Origin of the sequence: Kosakonia sp. ML.JS2a (assembly GCF_025642095.1) — a bacterium.
GTDB lineage: Bacteria > Pseudomonadota > Gammaproteobacteria > Enterobacterales > Enterobacteriaceae.
Genome location: NZ_CP106754.1, coordinates 3,613,891 through 3,640,038 on the forward strand (window position 1 = coordinate 3,613,891; position 26,148 = coordinate 3,640,038).

The following is a 26,148-nucleotide window of genomic DNA, read 5'->3' on the forward strand; positions in this document are numbered from 1 at the left end:
CTAATTGATCTCTCGAATATATTACTCCGCAAAACCCTTACAATAAAAAGGTTTTTATTGCCTTTGTTTTACGTTTTTCGACAGTGATCAATTTATAGCGAATTTACCAGTTTTCAGCCAATTTGATCGGCGACAATTTAACGATTTTTGATGCTTTTTCCAAGCTTTTAAATATTGATTTAAATCAATATTATTCTTCATTGTTAATTTTGTATATATCGTGTCTGCACGGTAAAAACCATGTTAACAACATGTTCATTTTAGCGTCATTAATAGTTATCAATTGACGAATAAAGATAAATATTGGCGAGGTAATTTAACGTTGGTCGGCAAAAGAGAACGAAGACGTTTCAGGCCTTAATTCATCGTCTGACGAAAATTAATCTTATTTACCGCCTCGCTTATTTCACAATTATTTTACCCATTTAATTAACATACTTAACACCGCGAGGTGATTATTTGCAGAGCCACGCATGCCGTTCCGGCAATAAAAAAGGCCGCTACGGGAGCGGCCAACCATGTCGAAATGGATTTTCTGCTCCCTGAGGGGAGCTATAGATTTTACTTAATAACAGATTTCAGCGCTTCGCCGATGTCAGCCAGGCTGCGAACGGTTTTCACGCCTGCGGCTTCCAGCGCGGCAAATTTCTCATCTGCCGTGCCTTTACCACCCGCGATAATTGCCCCTGCGTGGCCCATACGTTTGCCTTTCGGCGCGGTGACGCCAGCGATGTAGCCAACAACCGGTTTGGTCACGTGATCTTTGATATACGCCGCCGCTTCTTCTTCCGCGCTGCCGCCGATTTCACCGATCATCACGATGGCTTCCGTCTGCGGATCGTCCTGGAACAGTTTCAGGATATCGATAAAGTTGGAGCCCGGGATAGGGTCGCCACCGATGCCGACACAGGTGGACTGGCCGAAGCCATAATCTGTGGTCTGTTTTACCGCTTCATAGGTCAGCGTACCGGAGCGGGAAACAATGCCCACTTTCCCTGGCTGGTGAATGTGGCCCGGCATAATGCCGATTTTGCACTCGCCCGGCGTGATCACACCCGGGCAGTTCGGGCCAATCATACGTACGCCGGCTTCATCCAGTTTCACTTTTACCGTCAGCATATCCAGCGTCGGGATACCTTCAGTAATGGTAATGATCAGTTTGATGCCCGCATCGATAGCTTCGAGGATCGAGTCTTTACAGAACGGTGCCGGAACGTAAATCACGCTCGCGGTTGCGCCCGTGGCTTCAACGGCTTCGCGCACAGTGTTAAATACCGGCAACCCCAGATGCGTGGTGCCGCCTTTACCCGGCGTTACACCGCCAACCATCTGCGTACCATACGCAATGGCCTGCTCGGAGTGGAAAGTCCCCTGGCTGCCGGTGAAGCCCTGGCAGATAACTTTGGTGTTCTTATCAATCAAAACAGACATTATTTCCCCTCCACTGCGGCAACAACCTGCTGTGCTGCATCCGTCAGACTTTTCGCTGCGATAATATTCAGGCCGCTATCCGCCAGACGTTTTGCGCCCAGCTCAGCGTTGTTGCCTTCCAGACGCACAACGACCGGTACGTTTACGCCAACCTCTTCAACCGCACCGATAATGCCGTCAGCAATCAGGTCGCAACGCACGATGCCGCCGAAAATATTCACCAGCACCGCTTTCACGTTCTCATCCGACAGGATGATTTTAAACGCCTCGGTAACGCGCTCTTTGGTCGCACCGCCACCCACGTCGAGGAAGTTCGCCGGTTCGCCGCCGTGCAGTTTAACGATATCCATGGTGCCCATAGCCAGGCCCGCGCCGTTAACCATGCAGCCGATGTTGCCATCCAGCGCTACGTAGTTCAGTTCCCAGTGTGCCGCCTGCGCTTCACGCGGGTCTTCCTGCGACTGGTCACGCATTTCGCGCAGTTCCGGCTGGCGGAACAGTGCGTTGCCATCAGCGCCCAGTTTGCCATCGAGGCAAATCAGGTCGCCCTGCTTGGTGATAACCAGCGGGTTGATTTCAATCAGCGCCAGATCGCGCTCAAGGAAAATGGTCGCCAGGCCCATGAAAATTTTGGTGAACTGCTGAACCTGTTTGCCTTCCAGACCCAGTTTGAACGCCAGATCGCGTCCCTGATACGGCATTGGGCCGGTCAGCGGATCAATCGCGGTTTTGTGGATCAGGTGCGGAGTCTCTTCCGCCACTTTTTCGATTTCCACGCCACCTTCTGTTGAAGCCATGAACACCACGCGGCGGGAGCTACGGTCAACCACCGCGCCCAGATACAGCTCTTTGCCGATATCGGTCGCCGCTTCCACCAGAATCTGGTTGACCGGCTGGCCATTCGCGTCCGTTTGGTAGGTCACCAGGCGTTTACCCAGCCAGTTTTCCGCAAATGCGCGAATATCTTCTTTGCTGTTGACGACTTTTACGCCGCCCGCTTTACCACGGCCGCCGGCATGGACCTGGCATTTTACAACCCAGGGGCCAGCGCCAATTTTGGAGGCCGCTTCTTCTGCTTCACGCGGGGTACTGCAGGCGTAACCAACCGGAGTCGGCAAACCTGACCGGGCAAAAAGCTGTTTCGCCTGATACTCGTGTAAGTTCATGTGTTCTATCCATCCTTCATTTAATTTGTCACGCCGGATGACGGCTTACAAAGCAGGTGTTTGTTATAAACCCGGTGAACGCGTCACCGGGCAAAGGACACTACACGTCCAGCAGCAGACGCGTTGGATCTTCCAGCAACTCTTTAATCGCCACCAGGAAGCCAACGGATTCGCGGCCATCAATCAGACGGTGATCGTAAGAGAGCGCCAGGTACATCATTGGCAGGATCTCAACCTTGCCATCCACCGCCATCGGGCGATCTTTGATGGCATGCATGCCGAGGATTGCGCTCTGCGGCGGGTTGATAATTGGCGTAGACATCAGGGAGCCAAACACACCACCGTTGGTGATCGTGAAGTTACCGCCAGTCAGGTCATCAACGGTCAGTTTGCCGTCACGCCCTTTCACTGCCAGCTCTTTGATTTTCTTCTCGATGTCCGCCATACCCAGCGTATCCACATCACGCAGCACCGGTGTTACCAGGCCACGCGGGGTAGAGACCGCCATACTGACGTCGAAATAGTTGTGATACACAACATCATCGCCATCAATGGATGCGTTCACTTCCGGATAGCGTTTCAGCGCTTCAACAACCGCTTTCACGTAGAACGACATAAAGCCCAGACGGATACCGTGACGTTTCTCGAACGCGTCACCGTACTGCTTACGCAGATCCATAATCGGCTTCATGTTGACTTCGTTAAAGGTGGTCAGCATCGCGGTGGAGTTTTTCGCTTCCAGCAGACGCTCGGCCACGCGTTTACGCAGGCGCGTCATCGGCACGCGTTTTTCCGTGCGACCAGCCAGTTGCGGCGCCGGGGCGCTTGCCGGAGCGGCGGCTGGTTTGCTCTCTTCTTTCTTCGCCGGGGCTTTCGCCAGATGTTTTTCCACATCTTCGCGAGTGATACGACCGCCCACGCCGGAGCCGGTGATTGCACTGGCTTCAAGGTTGTGTTCAGCCAGCAGGCGACGGATGGCCGGGCTCAGCGCATCGTTGGTTTGCTCTTCCAGCGATGCCTGCTGGCGCTGCGCAGGGGTAGACTCTTTGGCTTCCGATTTGGCGCTGCTCTCTTTGCCAGAGCTGTTGCCTTCACGCAGGCGACCCAGGATCTGACGCGAGGTGACCGTTGTCCCCTCATCTTCCAGTACGGCATCCAGGATGCCGTCCGCCGACGCCGGTACTTCCAGTACCACTTTGTCAGTCTCGATTTCTACCAGTACTTCATCGCGTTGGACGCTATCGCCCGGTTTTTTGTGCCAGGTTGCAACAGTCGCATCAGCAACGGACTCAGGCAGGTCGGGAACAAGAATATCTACGCTACTCATTATTTATCCTTTATTTAATCGACGTTCAGCGCGTCATTTACCAGAGCTTGTTGCTGTTTCTGGTGAACGGACAGATATCCCACCGCCGGAGAGGCGGAGGCCGGGCGTCCTGCGTAACGCAGAGCCGCCCCAAACGGAATCACTTCACGGAAATGATGCTGGCTGCAATACCATGCGCCCTGGTTGAGCGGCTCTTCCTGGCACCAGACAAAATCATGAACGTGAGCATAAGGTTTCAGCGCTTCCTGCACCGACTGGTGCGGGAACGGGTAAAGCTGTTCGATGCGGACAATCGCGACATCCTTCTGATCGTTTTTACGACGCTGTTCCAGCAGATCATAATAAACCTTACCAGAACAAAGGATAACGCGCTTCACGCCCTGCGGATCAAGATCGTCAACTTCGCCAATCGCCGGCATAAAGGTGCCATTCGCCAGTTCATCAAGCGTAGACACGGCTTGCGGATGACGCAGCAGCGATTTTGGTGACATCACCACCAGCGGACGGCGCATACCGCGCAGTGCCTGACGGCGCAGCATATGGTAGACCTGCGCTGGCGTTGACGGTACGCACACCTGCATGTTCTGCTCAGCACAAAGCTGCAAATAACGCTCCAGACGTGCGGAGGAGTGCTCCGGCCCCTGCCCTTCGTAACCATGCGGCAGCAACATCACCAGACCACACATACGGCCCCATTTCTGTTCGCCGGAGCTGATGAACTGGTCAATCACCACCTGCGCACCGTTAGCGAAGTCACCAAACTGCGCTTCCCAGATGGTCAGGGTACGCGGTTCTGCGGTGGCGTAGCCGTATTCAAATGCCAGTACGGCTTCTTCAGACAGCACGGAGTCCCAAACACGGAACTGGCCTTGTCCATTATGCACGTGGCACAGCGGCGTATAGGTTGAGCCGTTAGCCTGGTTATGCACGACCGCATGACGGTGGAAGAAGGTGCCGCGACCGGAGTCTTCACCCGAAATACGGATAGGAATGCCTTCATCCACCAGCGTGGCGTAAGCCAGCGTTTCCGCGCCGCCCCAGTCGAACAGTTTTTCACCGCTCGCCATTAACTGGCGATCGCCGTAGATTTTCGCCACGCGCGGCTGCATTTCGATCGCGTCCGGTACCGTGCTGATGCGTTTTGCCAGCTCCTGCAAACGCTTCATTTCGACCTTGTTCGGGTAGCTCTCATCCCACTCGTGGTTGAGGTACGGCGACCAGGTAAAGGAGTGCATATTCATCGGACGCCACTCGTCCACAACGCACTCACCGGCATCCAGCTTGTCGCGATAGAGGTTAACCAGCTCGGTCGCGTCTTCCAGGGTGATGGTTTTGTCCTGCTCCAGACGGTCTGCGTAGATCTTGCGCGGCGTCGGGTGTTTTTTGATTTTCTGGTACATCAACGGCTGCGTTGCGCTCGGCTCATCGGCTTCGTTATGGCCATGACGGCGGTAGCACACCAGGTCGATAAACACATCGCGCTTGAAGGTATTACGGAAGTCGAGCGCCACACGGGTGACGAACGCAACGGCTTCCGGATCGTCCGCGTTAACGTGGAAGATCGGTGCCTGTACCATTTTACCGATATCCGTACAGTACGGCGTGGAGCGCGCATCCAGCGGGTTAGAGGTGGTGAAGCCCACCTGGTTGTTAATCACGATACGCACGGTGCCACCCACTTCGTAGCCACGCGCTTTCGACATGTTCAGGGTTTCCTGCACCACGCCCTGCCCGGCAACAGCGGCATCACCGTGGATGGTGATCGGCAGTACTTTATTGCTGCTCGGTTCATCAAGGCGGTCGAGACGCGCGCGTACGGAGCCAATAACCACCGGGCTAACAATCTCCAGATGCGACGGGTTAAACGCCAGCGCCAGATGAACCAGGCCGCCTTCGGTTTCCACGTCGGACGAGAAGCCCATATGGTATTTCACGTCACCCGTACCGAGGTGCTCTTTATGTTTACCGGCAAATTCGTCGAACAGATCCTGCGGTTGTTTACCCAGTACGTTGATCAGCACGTTCAGACGACCGCGGTGCGCCATACCCAGCACCACTTCGCGCGTGCCGCTATTACCCGCATGGCGGATCATCTCTTTCAGCATCGGCACCAGCGCATCGCCGCCTTCCAGCGAGAAACGCTTCGCCCCCGGGAATTTCGCGCCCAGGTAGCGTTCCAGCCCTTCCGCTGCAGTCAGCTCGCTTAAGAAACGTTTTTTCTCTTCCGCACTGAAGCTGGATTTACCGGCAGCAGATTCAATACGCTGCTGGATCCAGCGTTTCTCTTCGGTGCTGGTGATGTGCATATATTCCGCGCCGATAGAACCACAGTAGGTCTCTTTCAGCGCCTGGATCAGCTCGCCCAGCGGCAACGTGTCTTTGCCGACGGCAAACGAACCGACATTAAAGGTGTTTTGGAAATCGGCTTCGGTCAGATCGTGATACGCCGGGTCGAGATCGGCAACGCGCTCTTGCTGCCACAATCCCAGCGGATCCAGATTAGCATGCTGGTGACCACGGAAACGGTATGCGTTGATCAGTTGCAGGACTTTGACCTGCTTAGCATTGGTGTCAGGGTCGGAAATAGAGGAAGAGTAACGTGAGGCATCTTTCGCCAGTTGCCGGAAATAATCACGTGTTTTGGAATGGAATTGATCCGGTTTGACTCCGGTGCCTGGTAATTGCTGGAACATGGAACGCCAGTTAGCATCTACCGAGTCAGGGTCGGTTAAGAAGTCTTCATAGAGCTGTTCTATCCAGCTCTGGTTAGACCCAGAGAGGTAAGAAGAGTCCAGCCAGGCTTTCATTGCGCCGTTCTGCATCGTGATCCCTTAAGCATTGTTATGCTTACTTCGCCGTGGATAACTACGACGTACACTTTTAGCGCACGTCCCAGGGTTCACTGCGGGCTCTTGGCGGCCCGCGAAGGAACCTTTAAAAACTGCCCGAATCTTCGCTGTTTGAGCGGCGACTGCGTTGCCGCCTTGTCTCGCACCAAACATCTCGATTATGTCTACTGTGGCGGTTTTTAAAGATTTCCTGCTTCTTACTCTGTCGCCAGATGGCGCTGCGCTTACCGGGCCTACAAATAGCGTAGGCCGGATAAGCGTAAACGCCATCCGGCACCGTTCACTTATGCACTGCGTTGCAACAACATCGACTTAATATGGCCGATGGCGCGCGTCGGGTTCAGCCCTTTAGGGCATACACTGACGCAGTTCATGATGCTGTGGCAGCGGAATACGCTGAAAGCATCGCTCAACCCTTCCAGACGGCTATCGGTTTCGGTATCGCGGCTGTCGATAAGGAAACGATAGGCAGCCAGCAAGCCTGCCGGGCCGATAAACTTATCAGGGTTCCACCAGAACGACGGACAGGACGTAGAACAGCATGCACACAGGATACACTCATACAAACCATCGAGTTTTTCACGCTGCTCCGGCGCCTGCAGATGTTCCCTCGCCGGAGGATTTTGCCCATTATTCAATAAGTAAGGCTTAATCTTCTCATATTGGGCATAGAATTGCCCCATGTCCACCACCAAATCACGGATCACCGGCAGCCCCGGCAGCGGGCGAATAACGATCTTCTGCTTGCCGTTACCCAGCGCGGAAATGGGTGTGATGCATGCCAGGCCATTTTTGCCGTTCATGTTCAGACCATCGGAACCGCACACCCCTTCGCGGCAGGAGCGGCGGAACGACAGTGTAGGATCCTTTTCTTTCAGCTGCATTAATGCATCCAGCAGCATCATGTCACGCCCTTCTTCCCCTTCCAGCGTGTAATCCTGCATGCGCGGAGCATCATCAACGTCCGGGTTATAACGATAAATTGAAAATTCGAGTTTCATTATCCTGTCTCCGCATTAATAAGTACGAATCTTCGGCGGGAACGCCGGACGCAGTTTCGGTTCCATATTGACGCTGCGACGCGTCATAGACTCCGTTTCTGGCAGATACAGGGAATGGCACAGCCAGTTTTCATCGTCACGATCCGGATAGTCGAAGCGGCTATGCGCGCCACGGCTCTCAGTACGGAAGTTTGCAGAGACCGCCGTTGCATACGCGGTTTCCATCAGGTTATCCAGCTCCAGGCACTCAACGCGCTGGGTATTAAACTCGGTGGAGGTATCGTCCAGACGGGCATTTTTCAAACGCTCGCGGATCACTTTCAACTGCTCCAGCCCCTTCGCCATCGCATCGCCTTCACGGAATACCGAGAAGTTGTGCTGCATGCACTCCTGCAACGCTTTGCGAATCGTGACCGGATCTTCGCCATCACGGTTGTTGTTCCAGCGGTTAAGGCGGTCCAGAGAAGCCTCAACGTCAGATTCGCCCGCATCACGCAGTGTGCCCTGCTCGGCGATGGATTCTTGTAAGTGCAGACCCGCCGCACGGCCAAATACCACCAGGTCGAGTAGTGAGTTGCCGCCCAGACGGTTAGCGCCGTGTACCGATACGCAGGCGATCTCACCCACCGCGAACAGCCCCGGGATCACCACGTCTTCGCCTTTTTCGTTCACCGTCAGCGCCTGGCCGGTCACTTTGGTCGGAATACCGCCCATCATATAGTGGCAGGTCGGGATCACCGGGATCGGCTCTTTCACCGGATCCACATGGGCGAACGTCCGCGACAGCTCCAGGATCCCCGGCAGACGTGATTCCAGCACCTCTTTACCCAAGTGATCGAGTTTCAGCTTGGCGTGCGGTCCCCACGGGCCATCACAACCACGGCCTTCGCGGATTTCGATCATGATCGAACGTGCGACCACATCACGACCAGCAAGGTCTTTCGCGTTCGGCGCGTAGCGTTCCATAAAACGCTCGCCATGTTTATTCAGCAGGTAGCCGCCTTCACCACGGCACCCTTCCGTCACCAGCACACCTGCGCCCGCAATACCGGTCGGGTGGAACTGCCACATTTCCATGTCCTGCACCGGTACGCCTGCGCGTAACGCCATACCGACGCCGTCGCCGGTATTGATATGCGCGTTGGTGGTGGACTGGTAAATACGGCCTGCGCCACCGGTCGCCAGCACCGTCGCGCGGGCTTTGAAGTAAACCACTTCACCGGTTTCGATACACAGCGCAGTACAGCCGACCACCGCGCCATCCTGGTTTTTCACCAGATCCAGCGCATACCACTCGGAAAAAATCGTCGTGTGGTTTTTGAGGTTTTGCTGATAAAGGGTATGCAGCAGCGCATGTCCGGTACGGTCCGCGGCTGCTGCGGTACGCGCCGCTTGTTCGCCACCGAAGTTCTTCGACTGGCCGCCAAACGGACGCTGATAAATACGGCCGTCATCAAGACGGGAGAACGGCAGCCCCATATGCTCCAGCTCAAGAATCGCTTCCGGGCCGGTTTTACACATATATTCAATGGCGTCCTGGTCACCGATATAGTCGGAACCTTTTACCGTGTCATACATGTGCCATTCCCAGTTATCTTCATGGGTATTGCCCAGCGCAACGGTAATACCGCCTTGCGCGGAGACGGTGTGGGAACGGGTTGGAAAGACTTTAGAGAGCAGCGCACAGGTTTGCCCGCTCTGGGAAATTTGCAGCGCAGCGCGCATACCTGCGCCGCCTGCGCCAATAACAACAGCATCAAATTCTCTGACTGGCAGTTTCATTACACACCCCACACCACAACGAATCCATAAATCACGTAAGCCGCAAGCGCAACGACAATCGCCAGTTGCAGCACCAGGCGAATAGCCAACGGTTTAACGTAGTCGGTCAACACCTGCCACATGCCAATCCAGGCATGGATCAAAATCGAGAACAGCGCCAGCAGGGTGAAAACTTTGGTGAAGGCGGAGGAGAAAAACCCGGTCCAGACTTCCCATGTCAGATCGCCGGTAACGGCAAAAAAGCCGACCATGTAGATGATGTATAACGTCAGGACGATGGCGGTAGCACGGACAAGAATATAATCATGTACGCCGTTGCGTCCTAATGCGGAGGCGTTGCTTACCATACGAGGACTCCTGCGAGAATTGAAAGCACGACAGTGATCACAAAAGAAAGGTTAGCGGAACGTTTTCCTGCTTCGAGGGTTTCTTCCAGCCAGCCAAAGTCCATTAACATGTGACGAATACCGCCGACGGCGTGATAAGCCAGCGCAGTCAGGATGCCCCAGATAATGAATTTCGCAAAGAAGCTGCCCATGATGGCAGAGGCGGTCAGAAAGCCTTCTTGAGATGAGAGCGACAACCCCAGCAACCACAGCAGAATACCGACCGCCACAAAGGTAATGACGCCAGAAACGCGGTGGAGAATGGAAGCTATAGCCGTAACAGGAAACCGAATTGTTGTCAGATCCAGATTGACAGGTCTTTGTTTTTTCACATTTTTTATCATGAATAACGCCCACATGCTATTCTTATAGTTTCCTTCCTCCGGTCTGCGTGCGGGTCAGACAGCGTCCTTTTCTATAACTGCTCGTCATGCAAAAAATTAGCTTCCAGATGCTAAACGACAGGTTACAACGCTGGGTGGCTCGGGATTGCAGGGTATTCCGGAGACCTGGCGGCAGTATAGGTCGTTCACAAAATCATTACAATTAACCTACATATAGTTTGTCGGGTTTTATGCAGAACAGTGATGCTCATCACGATAACAACATTTTTTTAAATTTTAATCATCTGATTTGACAAAAGTTAAACATTCTTGTTACAAACTACGCCATAAAGGGCTTATAATTCGTAAAAGTTATGGGGTCTATCTTTCACCTGAGATTTAGTTATGTAACAGTGTGACGGTATTGACCGATGTAATCAGGACAGTTATTAGTGGTATACAGGTTTGATAAATTCGGATTGCTAAGACACTGATTTGCTGTTGTTTCGCTGTATTTTCAATGTGTACTTGCACGCGCCCATCGCTCTGTACCCTGGTATCTCCTCTTCAACAGAGCAGCGAGCTAAATAACAAACGGGTAACGTTGACGCGCAGATGAATGCAGATCCGGTGACGAAGTAGTCTTAAGCAATAAGGCGCTAAGGAGACCGTAAATGGCTGATAAAAAAGCAAACATCACCTACAATGGTGACGCTGCTATTGAACTGGATGTGCTAAAAGGCACGCTCGGTCAGGATGTTATTGATATCCGTAGTCTTGGTTCAAAAGGTGTGTTCACTTTTGACCCTGGTTTTACCTCTACCGCATCATGCGAATCGAAAATCACCTTTATCGACGGTGATGAAGGCATCCTGCTGCACCGTGGTTTCCCGATTGATCAACTGGCTACCGAATCTAACTATCTCGAAGTTAGCTACATCCTGTTGTACGGTGAAAAACCGACGCAATCGCAGTTCGACGAATTTAAACTGACCGTTACCCGCCACACCATGATTCATGAGCAGATTACCCGTCTGTTCCACGGCTTCCGTCGCGACTCCCATCCGATGGCAGTACTCTGTGGTGTAACCGGCGCGCTGGCGGCGTTCTATCATGACTCGCTGGATGTGAACAATCCGCGTCACCGTGAAATCGCGGCGTTCCGCCTGCTGTCCAAAATGCCTACCGTGGCGGCGATGTGTTACAAATATTCCATCGGCCAGCCGTTTATCTATCCGCGCAATGACCTCTCCTACGCCGGTAACTTCCTGCACATGATGTTCGCCACGCCGTGCGAACCTTATGAAGTGAACCCGGTGCTTGAGCGCGCGATGGACCGTATCCTGATCCTGCATGCGGATCACGAACAAAACGCGTCGACCTCCACCGTCCGTACGGCGGGTTCTTCCGGCGCTAACCCGTTCGCCTGTATCGCTGCGGGCATTGCCTCTCTGTGGGGGCCTGCGCACGGCGGCGCCAACGAAGCCGCGCTGCGGATGCTGGAAGAGATCAGCTCCGTGAAACACATTCCGGAATTCCTGCGTCGCGCCAAAGACAAGAACGACTCGTTCCGTCTGATGGGCTTCGGTCATCGCGTGTATAAAAACTATGACCCACGCGCTACCGTAATGCGTGAAACCTGCCATGAAGTGTTGCGTGAGTTGGGTTCGAAGGACGACTTGCTGGAAGTGGCGATGGAGCTTGAGCATATTGCGCTCAACGATCCGTACTTTATCGAACGCAAACTCTATCCGAACGTTGACTTCTACTCCGGCATCATCCTGAAAGCGATGGGCATCCCGGCGTCGATGTTTACCGTAATCTTCGCCATGGCGCGTACCGTCGGCTGGATTGCACACTGGAATGAAATGCACGACGACGGCATCAAAATTGCCCGTCCGCGTCAGCTCTACACCGGTTACGAAAAACGCGAGTTCACATCAGACCTGAAAAAAGGTTGATAGCAAGCCTGCATAAAAAAACGCGCCGACTGGCGCGTTTTTTATTGCCACTAACGCTGGCACCCCGGACACCCGTAAAAAGGCCGTGATGACAGGGTCGTTTTTTCAATGATTCCACCGCAGCGCTCGCACGGATCTCCCGCCCGGTGAAACACCTTAAAGCTGAACAACGCACCGTGATGCCGATGTTCATCCACCACGCCGCGCGTCTGGTATGACAGGCGCGGAATATCCAGCAGTGTATGCGCCAGGAGATCCAACTGTTCATCGGTCAGTTGCGCAGCGTTATGCTGCGGTGCCAGCCCACACTGCCAGAGGATCTCCACCCGCAGGTAATTGCCCAGTCCCGCCAGAAAAGCCTGGTCGAGCAGCAAACCGGAAAACTGACGGCGGCGAAAACGCGCCGATAAAAGACGCGCTTTCACCTGCTCTGCGGTAAGCGCCATGTCGAGCACATCCGGACCGACACGCAGTAAAAACGGGTGCTGCGCCAGTTGCTCCGGCGTCAGCAAAGCGATATCCGATGCGCTGTACAGCAGAATGGCGCGATCCGCCGTTTCTAACCGGACACGCAGCACGCGATTCGTTTGCGGTGTTTCTCCCGCCGCCGCCACGCGCCAGACACCATAAAGCTGATTATGGCTGTACAGCGTCAGTCCGCCGGAAAAGTGCGTTAACAGCGCTTTGCCACGCGTTTCAATCCGCGTAATACGCTGCCCCACCAACCCGGCGGCGCGGGTTTGCAACGCAGGGAGCGCAAACCACGCATGAGTTAACGGTTTGCCCTGGATAGCGGCTTCAAGCGTGTCTGCCGCCCGGCGGATCTCCGGTCCTTCCGGCATAAAAACTCCTTCTGTTAACGGGCGGAAATGGCGACGCCACGCCGCGCGAATTCAGCCTGTAAACGGCGGGCAAACTGCAATGCGTGTTCGCCATCGCCATGCAGACAGACGGTTTGCGCCCGCACGCTGGCATACTCGCCGCTGACGCTTTTCACCCGACCGTCCAGTACCATGTCCAGCGTTTGCGCCAGCGCCTGCTCATCATCATCAATCAATGCGCCCGGCTCACCACGTGGCACCAAACGCCCATCGCGGCGATAACCCCGGTCGGCAAACACTTCCTGCCGCGTGGCAAGGTGGTAGCGCTCCCCGGCGCGGATCAGCTCGCTTCCCGCCAGCCCAACCAGCACCAGCGCCGGGTCAACATCATACACCGCACGGGCAATGGCATCCGCCAGTACGGCATCGTCCGCCGCCTGGTTATACAGCATACCGTGGGGTTTAACATGTTGAAGCTGAGCGCCGCAGGCGTGCACCATCGCCGCCAGCGCGCCCGTCTGGTAAAGGATCTGCCCATAAACCACATCCGGCGGGAGCTGCATCGCCGTACGACCGAAGTTCGCCCGATCCGGGAACGAGGGGTGAGCGCCCACTGCGACGCCATTACGCACGGCTTCACGCACGCAGGTTAGCATCGTCTGCGCATCCCCGGCGTGGAAACCGCAGGCAATGTTGGCAGAAGAGACCAGTTGTAACAGTGCAGCATCATTCGCACAGCCTTCCCCGAGGTCGGCATTGAGATCAATCTTCATGATTCAGCCGCCATGCCAGTTGCTCAAGATAACGGTGTTGCTCACGACGTGCAGCCAGCGCCTCATCCAGCGAACACTGAACGAAATGAACCGGCTGCCCAAGGGGGATTTGTGCCAGATGGTACATATCTGCGTCGATAATGCAGGCAATGCGCGGGTAGCCGCCGGTGGTCTGCGCATCATTCATCAACACGATCGGCTGACCATTGGCCGGCACCTGCACCACGCCGGGCAGCAAACCGTGCGACAACAGTTCACGTTCGGTGGTGCGCACCAGCGGTTGTCCCTGCAAACGGTATCCCATGCGGTTACTCTGTGGACTCAGTTGCCACGGCAAACGCCAGAACGCCTCTTGCGAGGCCTTATCAAACTCCTGATACTCCGGCCCTGGCAGCGCACGGATACGGTTGTGCCACAAAAGCTGTTTTACACCCCGCGAGCCTGCAAAATGCCGGGTGGCTTCGCCGATCGGTAACGTATCGCCATCACGCAATAACCGCCCTTCCAGCCCGCCGATAGCGGTTTTCAGATCGGTACTGCGCGAGCCCATGACCTCCGGTACAGCGAACCCACCCGCCACCGCCAGATAGCTGCGCACGCCGTGCAGCGGCCTTTTCAGCACCAGACGCTGCCCGCGCTTCACGGCATAGCGCCAACCGGTCCACACCGCCTTACCGTCTAACTTCGCCTCGCAGCCTGCACCGGTCAGCGCGAACCCGCTATCGCGCAGGAATTCGACTTCACACTGCCCGAGGGTGATTTCCAGCGCGGCGTCATCCGGCGAATTCCCCACCAGCGCATTGGCTATCTGCAACGCCGGTTCATCCAGCGCACCGCAATAGCTGATACCCGCCTGGCGGAACCCGGTGCGTTTGCCGCCCTGCAACGTGGTGTAAATCCCGGAACGAATCACTTTCAACATATACCGTCCTTGCGGGGAATAAAGCGCAGCCGATCGCCAGGACGTAACAGTGTCGGCTCCGGTAATTGCGGGTTTAAGAGCGCCAGTTCAGTGCGCCCAATCAGGTTCCAGCCACCGGGGGTTTCCAGCGGGTAAATGCCGGTTTGTGCACCGCCAATCCCCACGGAACCGGCGGGCACCCGCACGCGCGGATCGGCGCGACGCGGCGTCGCCAGCGCTTCCGGCATGCCGCCAAGGTACGGAAATCCGGGCTGAAAGCCTAAAAACCACACCACATACTCAATGGAGGCATGCAGTTCGACCACCTGTTTTGGCGTCATCGCACAGTGTCGCGCTACTGCGTCGAGATCCGGCCCGGCCTCGCCGCCGTACAATACCGGGATCTCAATCGTGCGGGACGCAGGCTCCAGCGCGTCACTCTCTTCCCACCAGCGCTGTAAACGGTCGAGGGCATCCAGCGCCAGCACGTCGGGATCGCGCAATACCACCGTAATGTTATTCATTCCCGGAATGGCTTCCACCACGTCAGGCACGTCCGCCAGACGCTGCGTCAGCCGCCAAATCCGCTTTTGCGTGGCCAGCGTTACCGGCGGTTCCAGTTCCAGCACCACCGCGGTTTCGCCTAACAAATAACAACGTGCTCGCTGCACCTGCCCTCTCCTTACGCCGGGTTAGGAATATCAATAAACGTCACATCGAGAGCGGTATTTTCCGTCAACCAGTTGCTCAGTGCGCGAATACCGCCGCGCTCGGTTGCGTGGTGGCCTGCCGCGTAGAAATGCAGCCCCTGCTCGCGCGCGGAGTGAATGGTTTGCTCAGACACTTCACCGGTAATAAAGGCATCCACACCAAAACTGGCCGCTTTATCAATAAAGCCCTGCCCGCCGCCGGTACACCAGGCAACGCGGGTGATTTTCTCCGGCCCGGTGTCGCCACACCACAGCGGTTTACGCCCGAGGCGCGCTTCGATCCACGACGCCAGTTCAAGCCCAGGCACCGGCATCGTCAGCTCGCCCCACGGCACTAATGGTTCGATCTCCCCCATCACCGCGATCCCGAGCAGTTCCGCCAGTTGCACGTTATTACCCAGTTCCGGATGCGCATCAAGCGGCAAGTGCCAGCCATACAGGTTGATGTCATTGGCCAACAGGGTTTTCAGGCGCTGGCGCTTCATGCCGCGAATGATCGGGGTTTCATTTTTCCAGAAGTAACCGTGGTGGACGATCACGGCATCCGCTTCCTGGCGAACGGCTTCATCCAGTAATGCCTGGCTGGCGGTCACGCCGGTAATAATTTTCTGTACGGTTTCCCGTCCTTCGACCTGTAGCCCGTTCGGGCCGTAGTCGCTGAAAGCCGCACTGTTAAGCTTCTCGTTAATCAGTTTTTCCAGTTCGGTATTTTGCATCAAAGCTCCTTTACGCTTTCCGCGCGGCTTCATAGGCCGCCAGGGTCACTGTACGCGCCTGTTTATGGTCAACAATCGGACGGGGGTAATCAAGGCGGCAGCCCTGTTTATCCGCCCACGCCCAGGGTTGATGCAGGGCGCTATCCGGCACCGCTTTTAGCTCCGGTAGCCACTGGCGAATAAACGCCCCGGCGGCGTCAAAGCGCTCGCCCTGGGTGGTCGGGTTAAAAATACGAAAATAGGGCGCCGCATCCGTACCCGTTGAGGCCGCCCATTGCCAGCCGCCGTTGTTCGCCGCCAGATCGCCATCAATCAACTGTGAAATAAAATAACGCTCTCCGCAACGCCAGTCGATAAGCAAGTCCTTGACGAGGAAACTGGCGACGATCATCCGCAAGCGATTATGCATCCAACCCGTGGTGTTCAACTGGCGCATTGCTGCATCAACAATCGGATAACCGGTTATCCCCTCCTGCCAGATTTGCAGGTGCTGCGGGTTATCCTGCCACTGCACCTTGTCAGTCCAGCGAATAAAGGGACGATACTGGCAGAGCGACGGGTGGAAAGTGATCAGGTGGCGATAGAACTCGCGCCAGATCAATTCGTTCAGCCAGACGGCGCCCTTGCCGCCCTCCAGCGCCTGCGGTTGTTCCGCCAACAAACGGTGCAGACACTGGCGTGGGGACAACGCGCCAATCGCAAGGCTGGCGGACAACCGGCTGGTGCCTTCAATCGCGGGAAAGTCGCGCTGCTGCTCATACTCCCCCGCCAGTTGCTGGCAAAAATGGCGCAGCCGGGCTATTGCGCTCTTCTCATCCGCCGGGAACAGCGTGTTGTCAAAATCCTGTTGCGGGTAGTTCAGGACGATCGGTTCCGCGCCGATCGCCCCGCTTTGCCGCACCGATGGCGCGGCGACGCAGACAGGCAAATCCTCTTTCAGGCGGCGCAGAAAAGCATTTTTAAACGGCGTAAACACCTTGTACATTTCGTGATTACCGGTCACCACGCTTCCTGGCGCCAGCATGACGCTGTCATCAAAGCCCTGGCAGGCAACGTCCGGCAGCGCCTTTTCGACCGCCGCATCTCGCTGGCGTTCATTGAGCTCATACTGGTAGTTGTAAAACAGATGCGTGACATTTTCGCTGGCGCAAACCGCAACAACGTCCTGAACACTGGCGGCAAAATCATCCACTTCGCGATAAATCAGTTCAATGCCCTTGTCCGCCAGCGCCTGACGAAGCGCGTTCAGATGTGCATTGAGGTATGCCGCCTGGCGCGGCGCCATATAATGCTGCTGCCACTGTCCGGGGGTGGCAATAAAGAGGGCTTTAACAACTGCTTGAGGGCTGCGGCAGGCGGCCGCCAGCGCAAGGTTATCATGCACGCGCAAATCCGCGCGAAACCAGACCAGATGGGTGGCCATAATGCTCCAGGTGTCCGTAATGTAAGCGCAGCGCCTCTGGCCTGGGGTCAAAATAGCGTTGCCCGGCCAGATACGCGTCGGGAAATGTCGTTCTATTGTGTTGGAGGAATGTCACCGGCGCAAGCCGCGGTTACATCGCCAAAAGAGGGATAAAAAAAACCACCGCAGTGGCGGTGGCGCGATCGGTTTGCTGTGTGTAGTCGATTATCTATTTGCTGTGTATTGCCGATCAGTAGAAGTCGCAGGTCGCTTTTTCGGCCTGCGCCATCCATACCGGTTTGTCGCTGGTTTTTGCCCAAACGCGGTGCAGATAGCTGTAAAAACGTGCGCGATCTTTCCAGAACATCATCACCGGTAATGCCAGTACGCCGACCACAATGGCGAAAGCGCGACGCATTAACACAATATGTGCCGGAAACTCTTTGTATGTGTTCATAATCTCTCCCCTTTGTCAGGCCGGTAACACTCACCGGAAAAATATTCACCGCCGCTGAAAGCTAACTACGAAAAATCAGGGCTGCGCTGGAATCTGGTTAAAATAGTACCGGCTTGTTGGTAATTTTACTACTCATCCGACCACTTTTTTTTGCCAATAATCGCTTTATTTACATTCAGCCGGTAACTAAGTTACAGAACAGTTAAATTAATACTAACCATTAGTTAAATTGTGGCTTAGCGGATCTTTATATTTTTTTTACACCCCTCCCGCCGATTTTTGCGAAATCTTTGCGCCAAAAATCCTACTTTTTCTGCACATCCTTAAATCACCCCGGAGGTGAATTGTGAGTGCAGGCGTGGTAATCGGCATCGTGCTGGTTTTCCTGTTATTGGGCTATCTGGTTTACGCCCTGATTAACGCGGAGGCTTTCTGATGGCAGGCCAGGCGTTTCTTCTGATCGCCAGCTTTTTGCTGGTGCTGTTTCTTCTCGCGCGCCCGCTGGGATCGCTGCTGGCGAAAATGATCGCCGGTCAGTCGTTACCCGGCGTTGCGGCGGTGGAAAATATCCTCTGGCGTGGGCTCGGGATAGATACCCGGGAAATGAGCTGGCGGCGTTATTTGCTCGCCATATTGCTGCTGAACGTCTTTGGGCTGGTATTGCTGTTTCTACTGCTGATGCTGCAAGGCATTCTGCCGTTGAACCCGCAAAACCTGCCGGGACTCTCCTGGCATCTGGCGCTCAATACTGCGGTCAGTTTTGTCTCTAACACCAACTGGCAATCCTATGCCGGTGAAAGCACCCTGAGTTATTTCAGCCAGATGGTCGGGTTGACGGTGCAAAACTTCCTCTCCGCCGCAACCGGTATTGCCGTTGCGTTCGCGCTGATCCGCGCCTTTTCACGGCGCAGCATGGAAACGCTGGGCAACGCCTGGGTGGATATCACGCGCATTACGTTGTGGGTGCTGTTGCCGTTGTCTTTGATCATCGCACTGTTTTTCATTCAACAAGGCACACTGCAAAACGTTTTGGCCTACCAGCCCTACACCTCGCTGGAAGGCGTGCAGCATCTGTTGCCGATGGGTCCGGTCGCCTCGCAAGAAGCGATCAAAATGCTCGGCACTAACGGCGGCGGCTTCTTCAATGCCAACTCCGCTCATCCGTTTGAGAACCCGACCGCCCTGACCAACGTCGTACAGATGCTGGCGATCTTCCTGATCCCGGCGGCGCTGTGTTTTGCGTTTGGCGATGCGGTCGGCGATCGTCGCCAGGGCCATGCCCTGTTGTGGGCGATGTCGCTGATCTTCGTGGTGTGCGCCGCACTCGTAATGTGGGCGGAACTGCAAGGTAACCCGCACTTCCTGACGCTTGGCGGCGACAGCGCCATCAATATGGAAGGCAAAGAGAGCCGCTTCGGCATTCTGGTCAGCAGCCTCTATGCGGTCATCACCACGGCAGCGTCCTGCGGTGCGGTCAATGCTATGCATGACTCCTTTACCGCGCTGGGCGGCATGATCCCGATGTGGTTAATGCAGATTGGCGAAGTGGTGTTTGGCGGCGTGGGCGCCGGGTTGTACGGCATGTTGCTGTTTGTGCTGCTGGCGGTATTTATCGCCGGGCTGATGATTGGCCGCACGCCGGAATATCTCGGTAAAAAAATCGACGTGCGGGAAATGAAAATGACCGCGCTGGCCATCCTTGTCACCCCGGCTCTGGTGCTGATCGGCACGGCGCTGGCGATGATGACCGATGCCGGGCGCAGCGGCATATTCAACCCGGGGATCCACGGTTTCAGCGAAGTGCTGTACGCCGTCTCCTCCGCCGCCAATAACAACGGCAGCGCCTTTGCTGGCTTGAGTGCTAACACCCCGTTCTGGAACTGCCTGCTGGCGTTCTGCATGTTCTTTGGCCGCTTTGGGGTGATCGTACCGGTGATGGCCATTGCCGGGTCGCTGGTGGCGAAGAAAATTCAGCCTGCCAGCACCGGAACGCTGCCAACGTACGGCGCGCTGTTTATCGGCCTGCTGATTGGCACCATCTTGCTGGTTGGCGCATTGACCTTTATTCCTGCCCTGGCGCTTGGCCCGGTGGCGGAATACCTCTTATTTTGAGACAGGCGGAGACGCGTGATATGAGTCGCAAGCAACTGGCCCTGTTCGAACCGCATCTTGTTCGTCAGGCGCTCATGGATTCCGTGACCAAGTTAAGCCCAACGGTACAGTGGCGTAACCCGGTAATGTTTATTGTCTGGATCGGCAGCGTGTTAACCACCGTACTGGCGATTGCCATGGCCTCCGGTCATCTTGCCGGCAGCGCGTGGTTTACCGGCGCAGTCAGTCTGTGGCTGTGGGTAACCGTGCTGTTCGCCAACTTTGCCGAAGCGCTGGCGGAAGGCCGCAGCAAAGCCCAAGCCAATAGCCTCAAAGGGGTGAAGAAAACCGCTTTCGCCCGCAAACTGCGCGCACCGCAACATGATGCGCAGATCGATCACGTCCCGGCGTCAGACCTGCGCAAAGGCGATGTGGTGCTGGTGGAAGCCGGGGATATTATCCCCTGCGATGGCGAAGTGATCGAAGGGGGCGCATCGGTGGATGAAAGCGCCATTACCGGCGAATCCGCCCCGGTGATCCGCGAATCCGGCGGCGACTTTGCCTCGGTGACCGGCGGTACACGCATCCTTTCTGACTGGCTGGTGATCCAGTGCAGCGTAAACCCGGGTGAAACCTTCCTCGACCGGATGATCGCCATGGTGGAAGGTGCACAGCGTCGCAAAACCCCCAATGAGATCGCCCTGACTATCCTGCTGGTGGCGCTGACGATTGTGTTCCTGCTGGCAACCGCCACGCTGTGGCCATTCTCGGTGTATGGCGGCACGGCGGTAAGCGTGACTGTGTTGGTGGCCTTGCTGGTGTGCCTGATCCCGACCACTATCGGCGGATTGTTGTCGGCGATTGGTGTCGCCGGAATGAGCCGTATGCTGGGGGCCAACGTGATAGCCACCAGCGGTCGTGCGGTCGAAGCCGCGGGCGACGTCGACGTCCTGCTGCTGGATAAAACCGGCACCATCACGCTCGGAAACCGCCAAGCGTCAGACTTCCTGCCTGCGCAGGGTGTGGATGAGAAAACCCTCGCCGATGCCGCGCAGCTCTCATCGCTGGCCGATGAAACGCCGGAAGGCCGCAGTATCGTGATCCTGGCAAAACAGCGCTTTAACTTACGCGAACGGGATGTGCAAAGTTTGCAGGCCACCTTTGTGCCGTTTACCGCGCAGACCCGCATGAGCGGCATCAATGTGCAGGACCGCATGATCCGCAAAGGCTCGGTAGACGCCATTCGTCGCCATATCGACGCTAACGGCGGTCAGTTCCCGGCAGATGTTGAAGCACTGGTTGAACGCGTGGCTCGCCAGGGCGCGACCCCGCTGGTGGTGGCCGAAGGGGCAAAAGTGCTTGGCGTGATTGCCCTGAAAGACATCGTCAAAGGCGGGATTAAGGAGCGTTTTGCTCAGTTGCGTAAAATGGGCATTAAAACGGTGATGATCACTGGCGATAACCGCTTAACCGCGGCGGCGATTGCCGCGGAAGCGGGAGTCGACGACTTTCTTGCCGAAGCAACGCCGGAAGCCAAACTGGCGCTCATCCGCCAGTATCAGGCGGAAGGTCGACTGGTGGCCATGACCGGCGACGGCACCAACGATGCGCCCGCGCTGGCGCAGGCCGATGTGGCTGTTGCGATGAACTCCGGGACCCAGGCGGCGAAAGAAGCGGGCAACATGGTGGATCTGGATTCCAACCCCACCAAGTTGATTGAAGTGGTGCATATCGGTAAACAGATGCTGATGACGCGCGGTTCACTGACCACCTTCAGTATCGCGAACGATGTGGCGAAATACTTCGCCATTATTCCGGCAGCGTTTGCCGCAACGTACCCGCAGTTGAATGCCCTGAACGTCATGCATCTCTACTCCCCGGCGTCGGCAATCTTAAGCGCCGTGATCTTTAACGCGCTGGTGATTGTGTTTCTTATTCCGCTGGCGCTGAAAGGGGTGAGTTACAAACCGCTGACCGCGTCCGCCATGCTGCGCCGTAACCTGTGGATTTATGGGCTGGGTGGTCTGGTGGTGCCGTTTATCGGCATCAAAGCGATTGACCTGGTCCTCACACTGTTCGGCCTGGTATAAGAGGTATAAAAGATGGCTTTATTACGTCCCGCATTTCTGCTTTTGATACTCTTTACCCTGATTACCGGCGGGCTGTATCCGCTGGTTACCACCGCACTGGGGCAATGGTGGTTTCACGATCAGGCGAACGGTTCGCTGATCCGCGAAGGTGACGCTATACGTGGATCGCATTTGTTAGGGCAGGATTTTAGCGCGCCGGGTTATTTTCACGGTCGCCCTTCCGCAACCGCAGACGCGCCCTATAATCCCATGGCATCTGGCGGCAGCAATCTGGCGGGCAGCAACCCGGAGCTGGATAAAGAGGTCGCCCAGCGCGTCGCGCAACTGCGCGCCGCCAACCCACAAGCCGATGCGCATGTGCCGGTGGATCTGATCACCGCCTCAGCCAGCGGCCTGGATGGGCAAATCTCGCCGGATGCGGCACGCTGGCAGATCCCGCGCGTTGCTCAGGCGCGTAATCTGTCGGTGCAGGAAGTGACAAAACTGGTGGCAGAGCACACAACAACGCCGCTGGTGAATTTTATCGGTCAGCCGGTGGTAAACGTGGTTGATCTTAATCTGGCGCTGGATGCGCTCAAGGACAAATAAAGCATGACTGATGAGCCTTTGCGCCCCAACCCCGATCGCCTGCTGGAGCATGCCGCCACCGCGCACCGCGGCAAGCTGAAAGTCTTTTTCGGCGCCTGCGCCGGGGTGGGTAAAACCTTTGCCATGTTACAGGAAGCACAGCGGTTGCGGGCGCAAGGGCTGGATATTCTGATTGGCGTGGTGGAAACCCATGGTCGTAAAGAGACCGCCGCACTGCTGGACGGGCTGGCGACACAGCCCGCCCGACGGATCCACCATCGTAGTCGCTTAATTCAGGAGTTTGATCTGGACGCCGCCCTTGCGCGGCGTCCGGCGCTTATTTTGATGGACGAACTGGCGCACAGTAATGCTCCCGGTTCACGCCACCCGAAACGCTGGCAGGATGTGGAAGAGCTGCTGGAAGCGGGGATAGACGTTTTTACCACTGTTAACGTTCAGCATCTGGAAAGCCTTAACGATGTGGTCAGCGGGGTGACCGGTATCCAGGTGCGTGAAACGGTGCCGGATCCCTTTTTCGACAGCGCCGATGAAGTGGTGCTGGTGGATTTACCGCCGGACGATTTGCGCCAGCGACTGCACGAAGGCAAGGTGTATATCGGTGGCCAGGCGGAACGCGCCATCGAACACTTCTTCCGCAAAGGCAACCTGATTGCCCTGCGCGAGCTGGCGCTGCGGCGCACCGCCGATCGGGTGGACGATCAGATGCGGGCCTGGCGCGACCGCCAGGGCGAAGAAAAAGTCTGGCACACCCGCGACGCAATTTTACTCTGCATCGGCCACGGTGCGGGCAATGAGAAACTGATCCGCACAGCGGCAAGACTGGCGGCCAAGCTGGGGAGTGTCTGGCATGCGGTCTATGTTGAGACGCCCACGCTGCATAAACTGCCGGAGCCACAGCGGCGGGCCATCTTAAGTACGCTGCGCCTGGCGCAGGAGCTGGGAGCGGAAACCGCCACCCTCTCCGATCCGGCGGAAGATAAAGCCATTTTGCGCTACGCCCGCGAACACAATCTCGGCAAGATCCTGATTGGTCGCCGTAACAAACGACAGCGCTGGAGCCGTGAATCGTTCGCCGATCGTCTGGCTCGTCGCGCGCCGGATCTCGACCTGGTGATCATTGCGCTGGAGGATGCGCCCGTCACCCTCCCCGCGCGCGCCGGCGATGTGCGTCCGTTTATGGAGCGTTGGGGCGTGCAACTGAGAGGGTGCGTGGTCGCCCTTGCCCTTTGCGCCGCCATTACCTTGATCGCCATGCAGTGGCTGACCGCATTTGATGCCGCCAACCTGGTGATGATTTATCTGCTTGGCGTGGTGCTGGTGGCGCTGTTTTTTGGCCGCTGGCCCTCCGCTTTTGCCACGGTGATCAACGTCGTCAGCTTCGACCTGTTTTTTATTGCGCCACGCGGCACGCTGGCCGTGTCGGATGTGCAATATCTACTGACCTTTGGCGTGATGCTCACCGTCGGGCTGGTTATCGGTAATCTGACTGCGGGGGTGCGTTACCAGGCGCGCGTGGCGCGCTACCGGGAGCAACGCACCCGCCATCTGTATGAGATGTCCAAAGCGCTGGCGGTCGGGCGCAGCAACCGGGATATCGCCACCACCTGCGAAACGTTTATTCACTCCACGTTTAATGCCCGCAGCAAATTGTTGCTGCCGGACAGCACCGGGCATCTTGGCGCATTAACGCCTGCACAAGGCATGACGCCGTGGGACGATGCGATTGCGCGCTGGAGTTTTGATAAAGGCCAGCCAGCGGGAGCCGGCACCGACACGCTGCCTGGCGTGCCGTATCAAATATTGCCGCTGAAAAGCGACCAGAAAACTCACGGGCTATTGATTGTCGAACCGGCGAACCTGCGTCAGTTGATGATCCCCGAACAACAACGCTTGCTGGAAACCTTTACCTTGCTGGTGGCCAACGCGCTGGAGCGCCAGGCGCTGGCCACCAGCGAGGAGCAGGCAAGGCTTGCCAGTGAGCGGGAAAGTATCCGCAACTCGTTGCTGGCCGCCCTCTCCCATGATTTACGCACGCCGCTGACGGTGTTGTTTGGTCAGGCGGAAATCCTCACGCTGGATCTCGCCAGCGAAGGTTCGAAACATGCGCCGCAAGCCAATGAAATCCGCCAACATGTGCTGAATACCACCCGTCTGGTGAATAACCTGCTGGATATGGCGCGAATTCAGTCTGGCGGCTTTAATCTGAAGAAAGAGTGGCTGACGCTGGAAGAAGTGGTCGGTAGCGCATTGAAAACCCTCGAACCGGGGCTGGGCGGGCGGCATATTGCCCTCGAATTACCCGATCCGTTGATGCTGGTCCACGTGGATGGCCCGTTATTTGAGCGGGTGCTGATTAATCTGCTGGAAAATGCGGTGAAATATGCCGGCTGGCGGGCGGATATTGGTATTAATGCGTACAGCACTCCGGAGCAACTGACGCTGGAAGTGTGGGATAACGGGCCGGGGATCCCGGCAGGCCAGGAACAGGCGATTTTTGACAAGTTCGCCCGTGGCAGCAAAGAATCAGCCATTCCCGGCGTCGGGCTTGGGCTGGCGATTTGCCAGGCCATTGTGGATGTTCACGGTGGCACCATTAGCGCCCGTAACCGCCCGCAAGGCGGCGCACTGTTTTGTGTTACACTGCCGCTTGAAACACCGCCGCAACTGGATGAACTGGCAGAGGATCTGTGATTAACGTTCTGATTGTCGAAGATGAACAAGCTATCCGCCGTTTTCTGCGCACCGCGCTGGAAGCGGAAGGTCTGCGTGTGCACGAAGCGGAGACACTGCAACGCGGGTTAATTGAGGCAGCGACGCGCAAGCCCGACCTGGTGATCCTCGATCTGGGTCTGCCGGATGGCGACGGGCTCGATTTTATTCGCGATCTGCGCCAGTGGAGCCAGATGCCGGTAATCGTTCTCTCCGCCCGCGCGGAAGAGAGCGATAAAATCGCCGCGCTGGATGCCGGTGCGGATGATTATCTCAGTAAGCCTTTTGGCATCGGCGAACTTCAGGCCCGCCTGCGGGTAGCGCTGCGACGCCACGCCGCCAGCGGCCCGGATGAACCGGTGATCGTCTTTTCCGATATTCGCGTTGATCTCGCCAGCCGCCGTATTCAGCGCGGTGAAGAAGAGATCCATCTGACACCTATCGAGTTTCGTCTGCTGGCGGTGCTGCTTAATAATCACGGCAAAGTGTTAACCCAACGCCAGTTGCTCAGCCAGGTATGGGGACCCAACGCCGTGGAGCACAGCCATTATCTGCGTATCTATATGGGCCACCTGCGCCAGAAACTGGAAGTCGATCCGGCCCGCCCCCGCCATTTACTTACGGAAACAGGTATTGGCTACCGGTTTATGCTCTGACGGCGTAT

22 protein-coding genes are annotated in these 26,148 nt (G+C 56.4%); 7 read left to right on the forward strand and 15 right to left on the reverse strand.

What is annotated here, in order from left to right; all coding sequences use genetic code 11:
- Window positions 1-561: 561 nt before the first annotated feature.
- The 8 genes from sucD to sdhC all read right to left on the reverse strand — a co-directional run bounded on the left by sucD (window position 562) and on the right by sdhC (window position 10,301).
- Window positions 562-1,431, reverse strand: a complete 870-nt coding sequence (sucD, locus tag N7922_RS17210; RefSeq protein ID WP_061494495.1) for a succinate--CoA ligase subunit alpha — start codon at window positions 1,429-1,431, stop codon at window positions 562-564.
- Window positions 1,431-2,597, reverse strand: coding sequence for an ADP-forming succinate--CoA ligase subunit beta (gene sucC, locus N7922_RS17215; RefSeq protein ID WP_263097481.1), 1,167 nt, complete (start codon window positions 2,595-2,597; stop codon window positions 1,431-1,433). The genes sucD and sucC overlap by 1 nt, the downstream gene beginning before the upstream one ends.
- A 100-nt stretch (window positions 2,598-2,697) precedes the next feature.
- Complete coding sequence (gene odhB, locus N7922_RS17220; protein ID WP_263097482.1) at window positions 2,698-3,924, reverse strand: 2-oxoglutarate dehydrogenase complex dihydrolipoyllysine-residue succinyltransferase; 1,227 nt, start codon at window positions 3,922-3,924, stop codon at window positions 2,698-2,700.
- Between the two features lie 14 nt (window positions 3,925-3,938).
- Entirely contained in the window at window positions 3,939-6,746 is a 2,808-nt protein-coding gene (gene sucA, locus N7922_RS17225) for a 2-oxoglutarate dehydrogenase E1 component (RefSeq protein ID WP_263097483.1), read from the reverse strand.
- Between the two features lie 311 nt (window positions 6,747-7,057).
- On the reverse strand, window positions 7,058-7,774 hold the full coding sequence (gene sdhB, locus N7922_RS17230) for a succinate dehydrogenase iron-sulfur subunit SdhB (RefSeq protein ID WP_061494491.1): 717 nt from the start codon (window positions 7,772-7,774) through the stop codon (window positions 7,058-7,060).
- 15 nt (window positions 7,775-7,789) lie between these two features.
- Complete coding sequence (sdhA, locus tag N7922_RS17235; RefSeq protein WP_263097484.1) at window positions 7,790-9,556, reverse strand: succinate dehydrogenase flavoprotein subunit; 1,767 nt, start codon at window positions 9,554-9,556, stop codon at window positions 7,790-7,792.
- Window positions 9,556-9,903 carry a succinate dehydrogenase membrane anchor subunit gene (sdhD, locus tag N7922_RS17240; protein ID WP_263097485.1) on the reverse strand — a complete coding sequence of 116 codons (348 nt, stop codon included), beginning with the start codon at window positions 9,901-9,903 and terminating at the stop codon, window positions 9,556-9,558. The genes sdhA and sdhD overlap by 1 nt, the downstream gene beginning before the upstream one ends.
- Window positions 9,897-10,301, reverse strand: a complete 405-nt coding sequence (gene sdhC, locus N7922_RS17245; RefSeq protein ID WP_263097486.1) for a succinate dehydrogenase cytochrome b556 subunit — start codon at window positions 10,299-10,301, stop codon at window positions 9,897-9,899. The genes sdhD and sdhC overlap by 7 nt, the downstream gene beginning before the upstream one ends.
- Before the next feature lie 638 nt (window positions 10,302-10,939).
- On the opposite strand from sdhC, the gene N7922_RS17250 reads away from it, so the two are divergent.
- A complete protein-coding gene (locus N7922_RS17250; RefSeq protein ID WP_263097487.1) occupies window positions 10,940-12,226 on the forward strand; it encodes a citrate synthase in 1,287 nt (428 codons plus the stop codon).
- 50 nt (window positions 12,227-12,276) lie between these two features.
- Here N7922_RS17250 and nei read toward each other — a convergent pair whose 3' ends face one another.
- The 7 genes from nei to N7922_RS17290 all read right to left on the reverse strand — a co-directional run bounded on the left by nei (window position 12,277) and on the right by N7922_RS17290 (window position 18,006).
- Window positions 12,277-13,068 carry an endonuclease VIII gene (gene nei / locus N7922_RS17255; RefSeq protein WP_263097488.1) on the reverse strand — a complete coding sequence of 264 codons (792 nt, stop codon included), beginning with the start codon at window positions 13,066-13,068 and terminating at the stop codon, window positions 12,277-12,279.
- 14 nt (window positions 13,069-13,082) lie between these two features.
- Window positions 13,083-13,820 carry a 5-oxoprolinase subunit PxpA gene (pxpA, locus tag N7922_RS17260; protein ID WP_263097489.1) on the reverse strand — a complete coding sequence of 246 codons (738 nt, stop codon included), beginning with the start codon at window positions 13,818-13,820 and terminating at the stop codon, window positions 13,083-13,085.
- Window positions 13,810-14,742: a 5-oxoprolinase subunit PxpC gene (pxpC, locus tag N7922_RS17265; RefSeq protein ID WP_263097490.1), complete on the reverse strand. Its 933-nt coding sequence runs from the start codon at window positions 14,740-14,742 to the stop codon at window positions 13,810-13,812. Before pxpC ends, pxpA begins: the two co-directional genes overlap by 11 nt.
- Window positions 14,736-15,392 (reverse strand): 5-oxoprolinase subunit PxpB, encoded by a 657-nt coding sequence (pxpB, locus tag N7922_RS17270; protein WP_263097491.1) that lies wholly within the window; start codon window positions 15,390-15,392, stop codon window positions 14,736-14,738. The genes pxpC and pxpB overlap by 7 nt, the downstream gene beginning before the upstream one ends.
- A gap of 11 nt (window positions 15,393-15,403) precedes the next feature.
- The gene (locus N7922_RS17275; protein WP_263097492.1) at window positions 15,404-16,147 is read right to left on the reverse strand and encodes a type 2 GTP cyclohydrolase I; all 744 of its coding nucleotides are present in this window, start codon (window positions 16,145-16,147) and stop codon (window positions 15,404-15,406) included.
- Window positions 16,148-16,157: 10 nt separating this feature from the next.
- The gene (phrB, locus tag N7922_RS17280; protein ID WP_263097493.1) at window positions 16,158-17,570 is read right to left on the reverse strand and encodes a deoxyribodipyrimidine photo-lyase; all 1,413 of its coding nucleotides are present in this window, start codon (window positions 17,568-17,570) and stop codon (window positions 16,158-16,160) included.
- A gap of 229 nt (window positions 17,571-17,799) precedes the next feature.
- Complete coding sequence (locus N7922_RS17290; protein WP_263097494.1) at window positions 17,800-18,006, reverse strand: YbfA family protein; 207 nt, start codon at window positions 18,004-18,006, stop codon at window positions 17,800-17,802.
- A 346-nt stretch (window positions 18,007-18,352) separates the two neighbouring features.
- Here N7922_RS17290 and kdpF point away from each other — a divergent pair, with 346 nt between their 5' ends.
- From kdpF to kdpE, 6 genes are read left to right on the forward strand one after another with little or no spacing between them, the layout of a single operon-like run.
- Window positions 18,353-18,442 carry a K(+)-transporting ATPase subunit F gene (gene kdpF, locus N7922_RS17295; protein ID WP_020457044.1) on the forward strand — a complete coding sequence of 30 codons (90 nt, stop codon included), beginning with the start codon at window positions 18,353-18,355 and terminating at the stop codon, window positions 18,440-18,442.
- Entirely contained in the window at window positions 18,442-20,118 is a 1,677-nt protein-coding gene (gene kdpA, locus N7922_RS17300) for a potassium-transporting ATPase subunit KdpA (RefSeq protein ID WP_263097495.1), read from the forward strand. The genes kdpF and kdpA overlap by 1 nt, the downstream gene beginning before the upstream one ends.
- 20 nt (window positions 20,119-20,138) lie before the next feature.
- Complete coding sequence (gene kdpB / locus N7922_RS17305; RefSeq protein WP_263097496.1) at window positions 20,139-22,187, forward strand: potassium-transporting ATPase subunit KdpB; 2,049 nt, start codon at window positions 20,139-20,141, stop codon at window positions 22,185-22,187.
- Between the two features lie 12 nt (window positions 22,188-22,199).
- Window positions 22,200-22,775, forward strand: a complete 576-nt coding sequence (kdpC, locus tag N7922_RS17310; protein WP_263097497.1) for a potassium-transporting ATPase subunit KdpC — start codon at window positions 22,200-22,202, stop codon at window positions 22,773-22,775.
- Between the two features lie 3 nt (window positions 22,776-22,778).
- Window positions 22,779-25,466: a two-component system sensor histidine kinase KdpD gene (gene kdpD / locus N7922_RS17315; protein WP_263097498.1), complete on the forward strand. Its 2,688-nt coding sequence runs from the start codon at window positions 22,779-22,781 to the stop codon at window positions 25,464-25,466.
- A complete protein-coding gene (gene kdpE / locus N7922_RS17320; RefSeq protein ID WP_263097499.1) occupies window positions 25,463-26,140 on the forward strand; it encodes a two-component system response regulator KdpE in 678 nt (225 codons plus the stop codon). Before kdpD ends, kdpE begins: the two co-directional genes overlap by 4 nt.
- The last annotated feature ends 8 nt before the right edge of the window (window positions 26,141-26,148 follow it).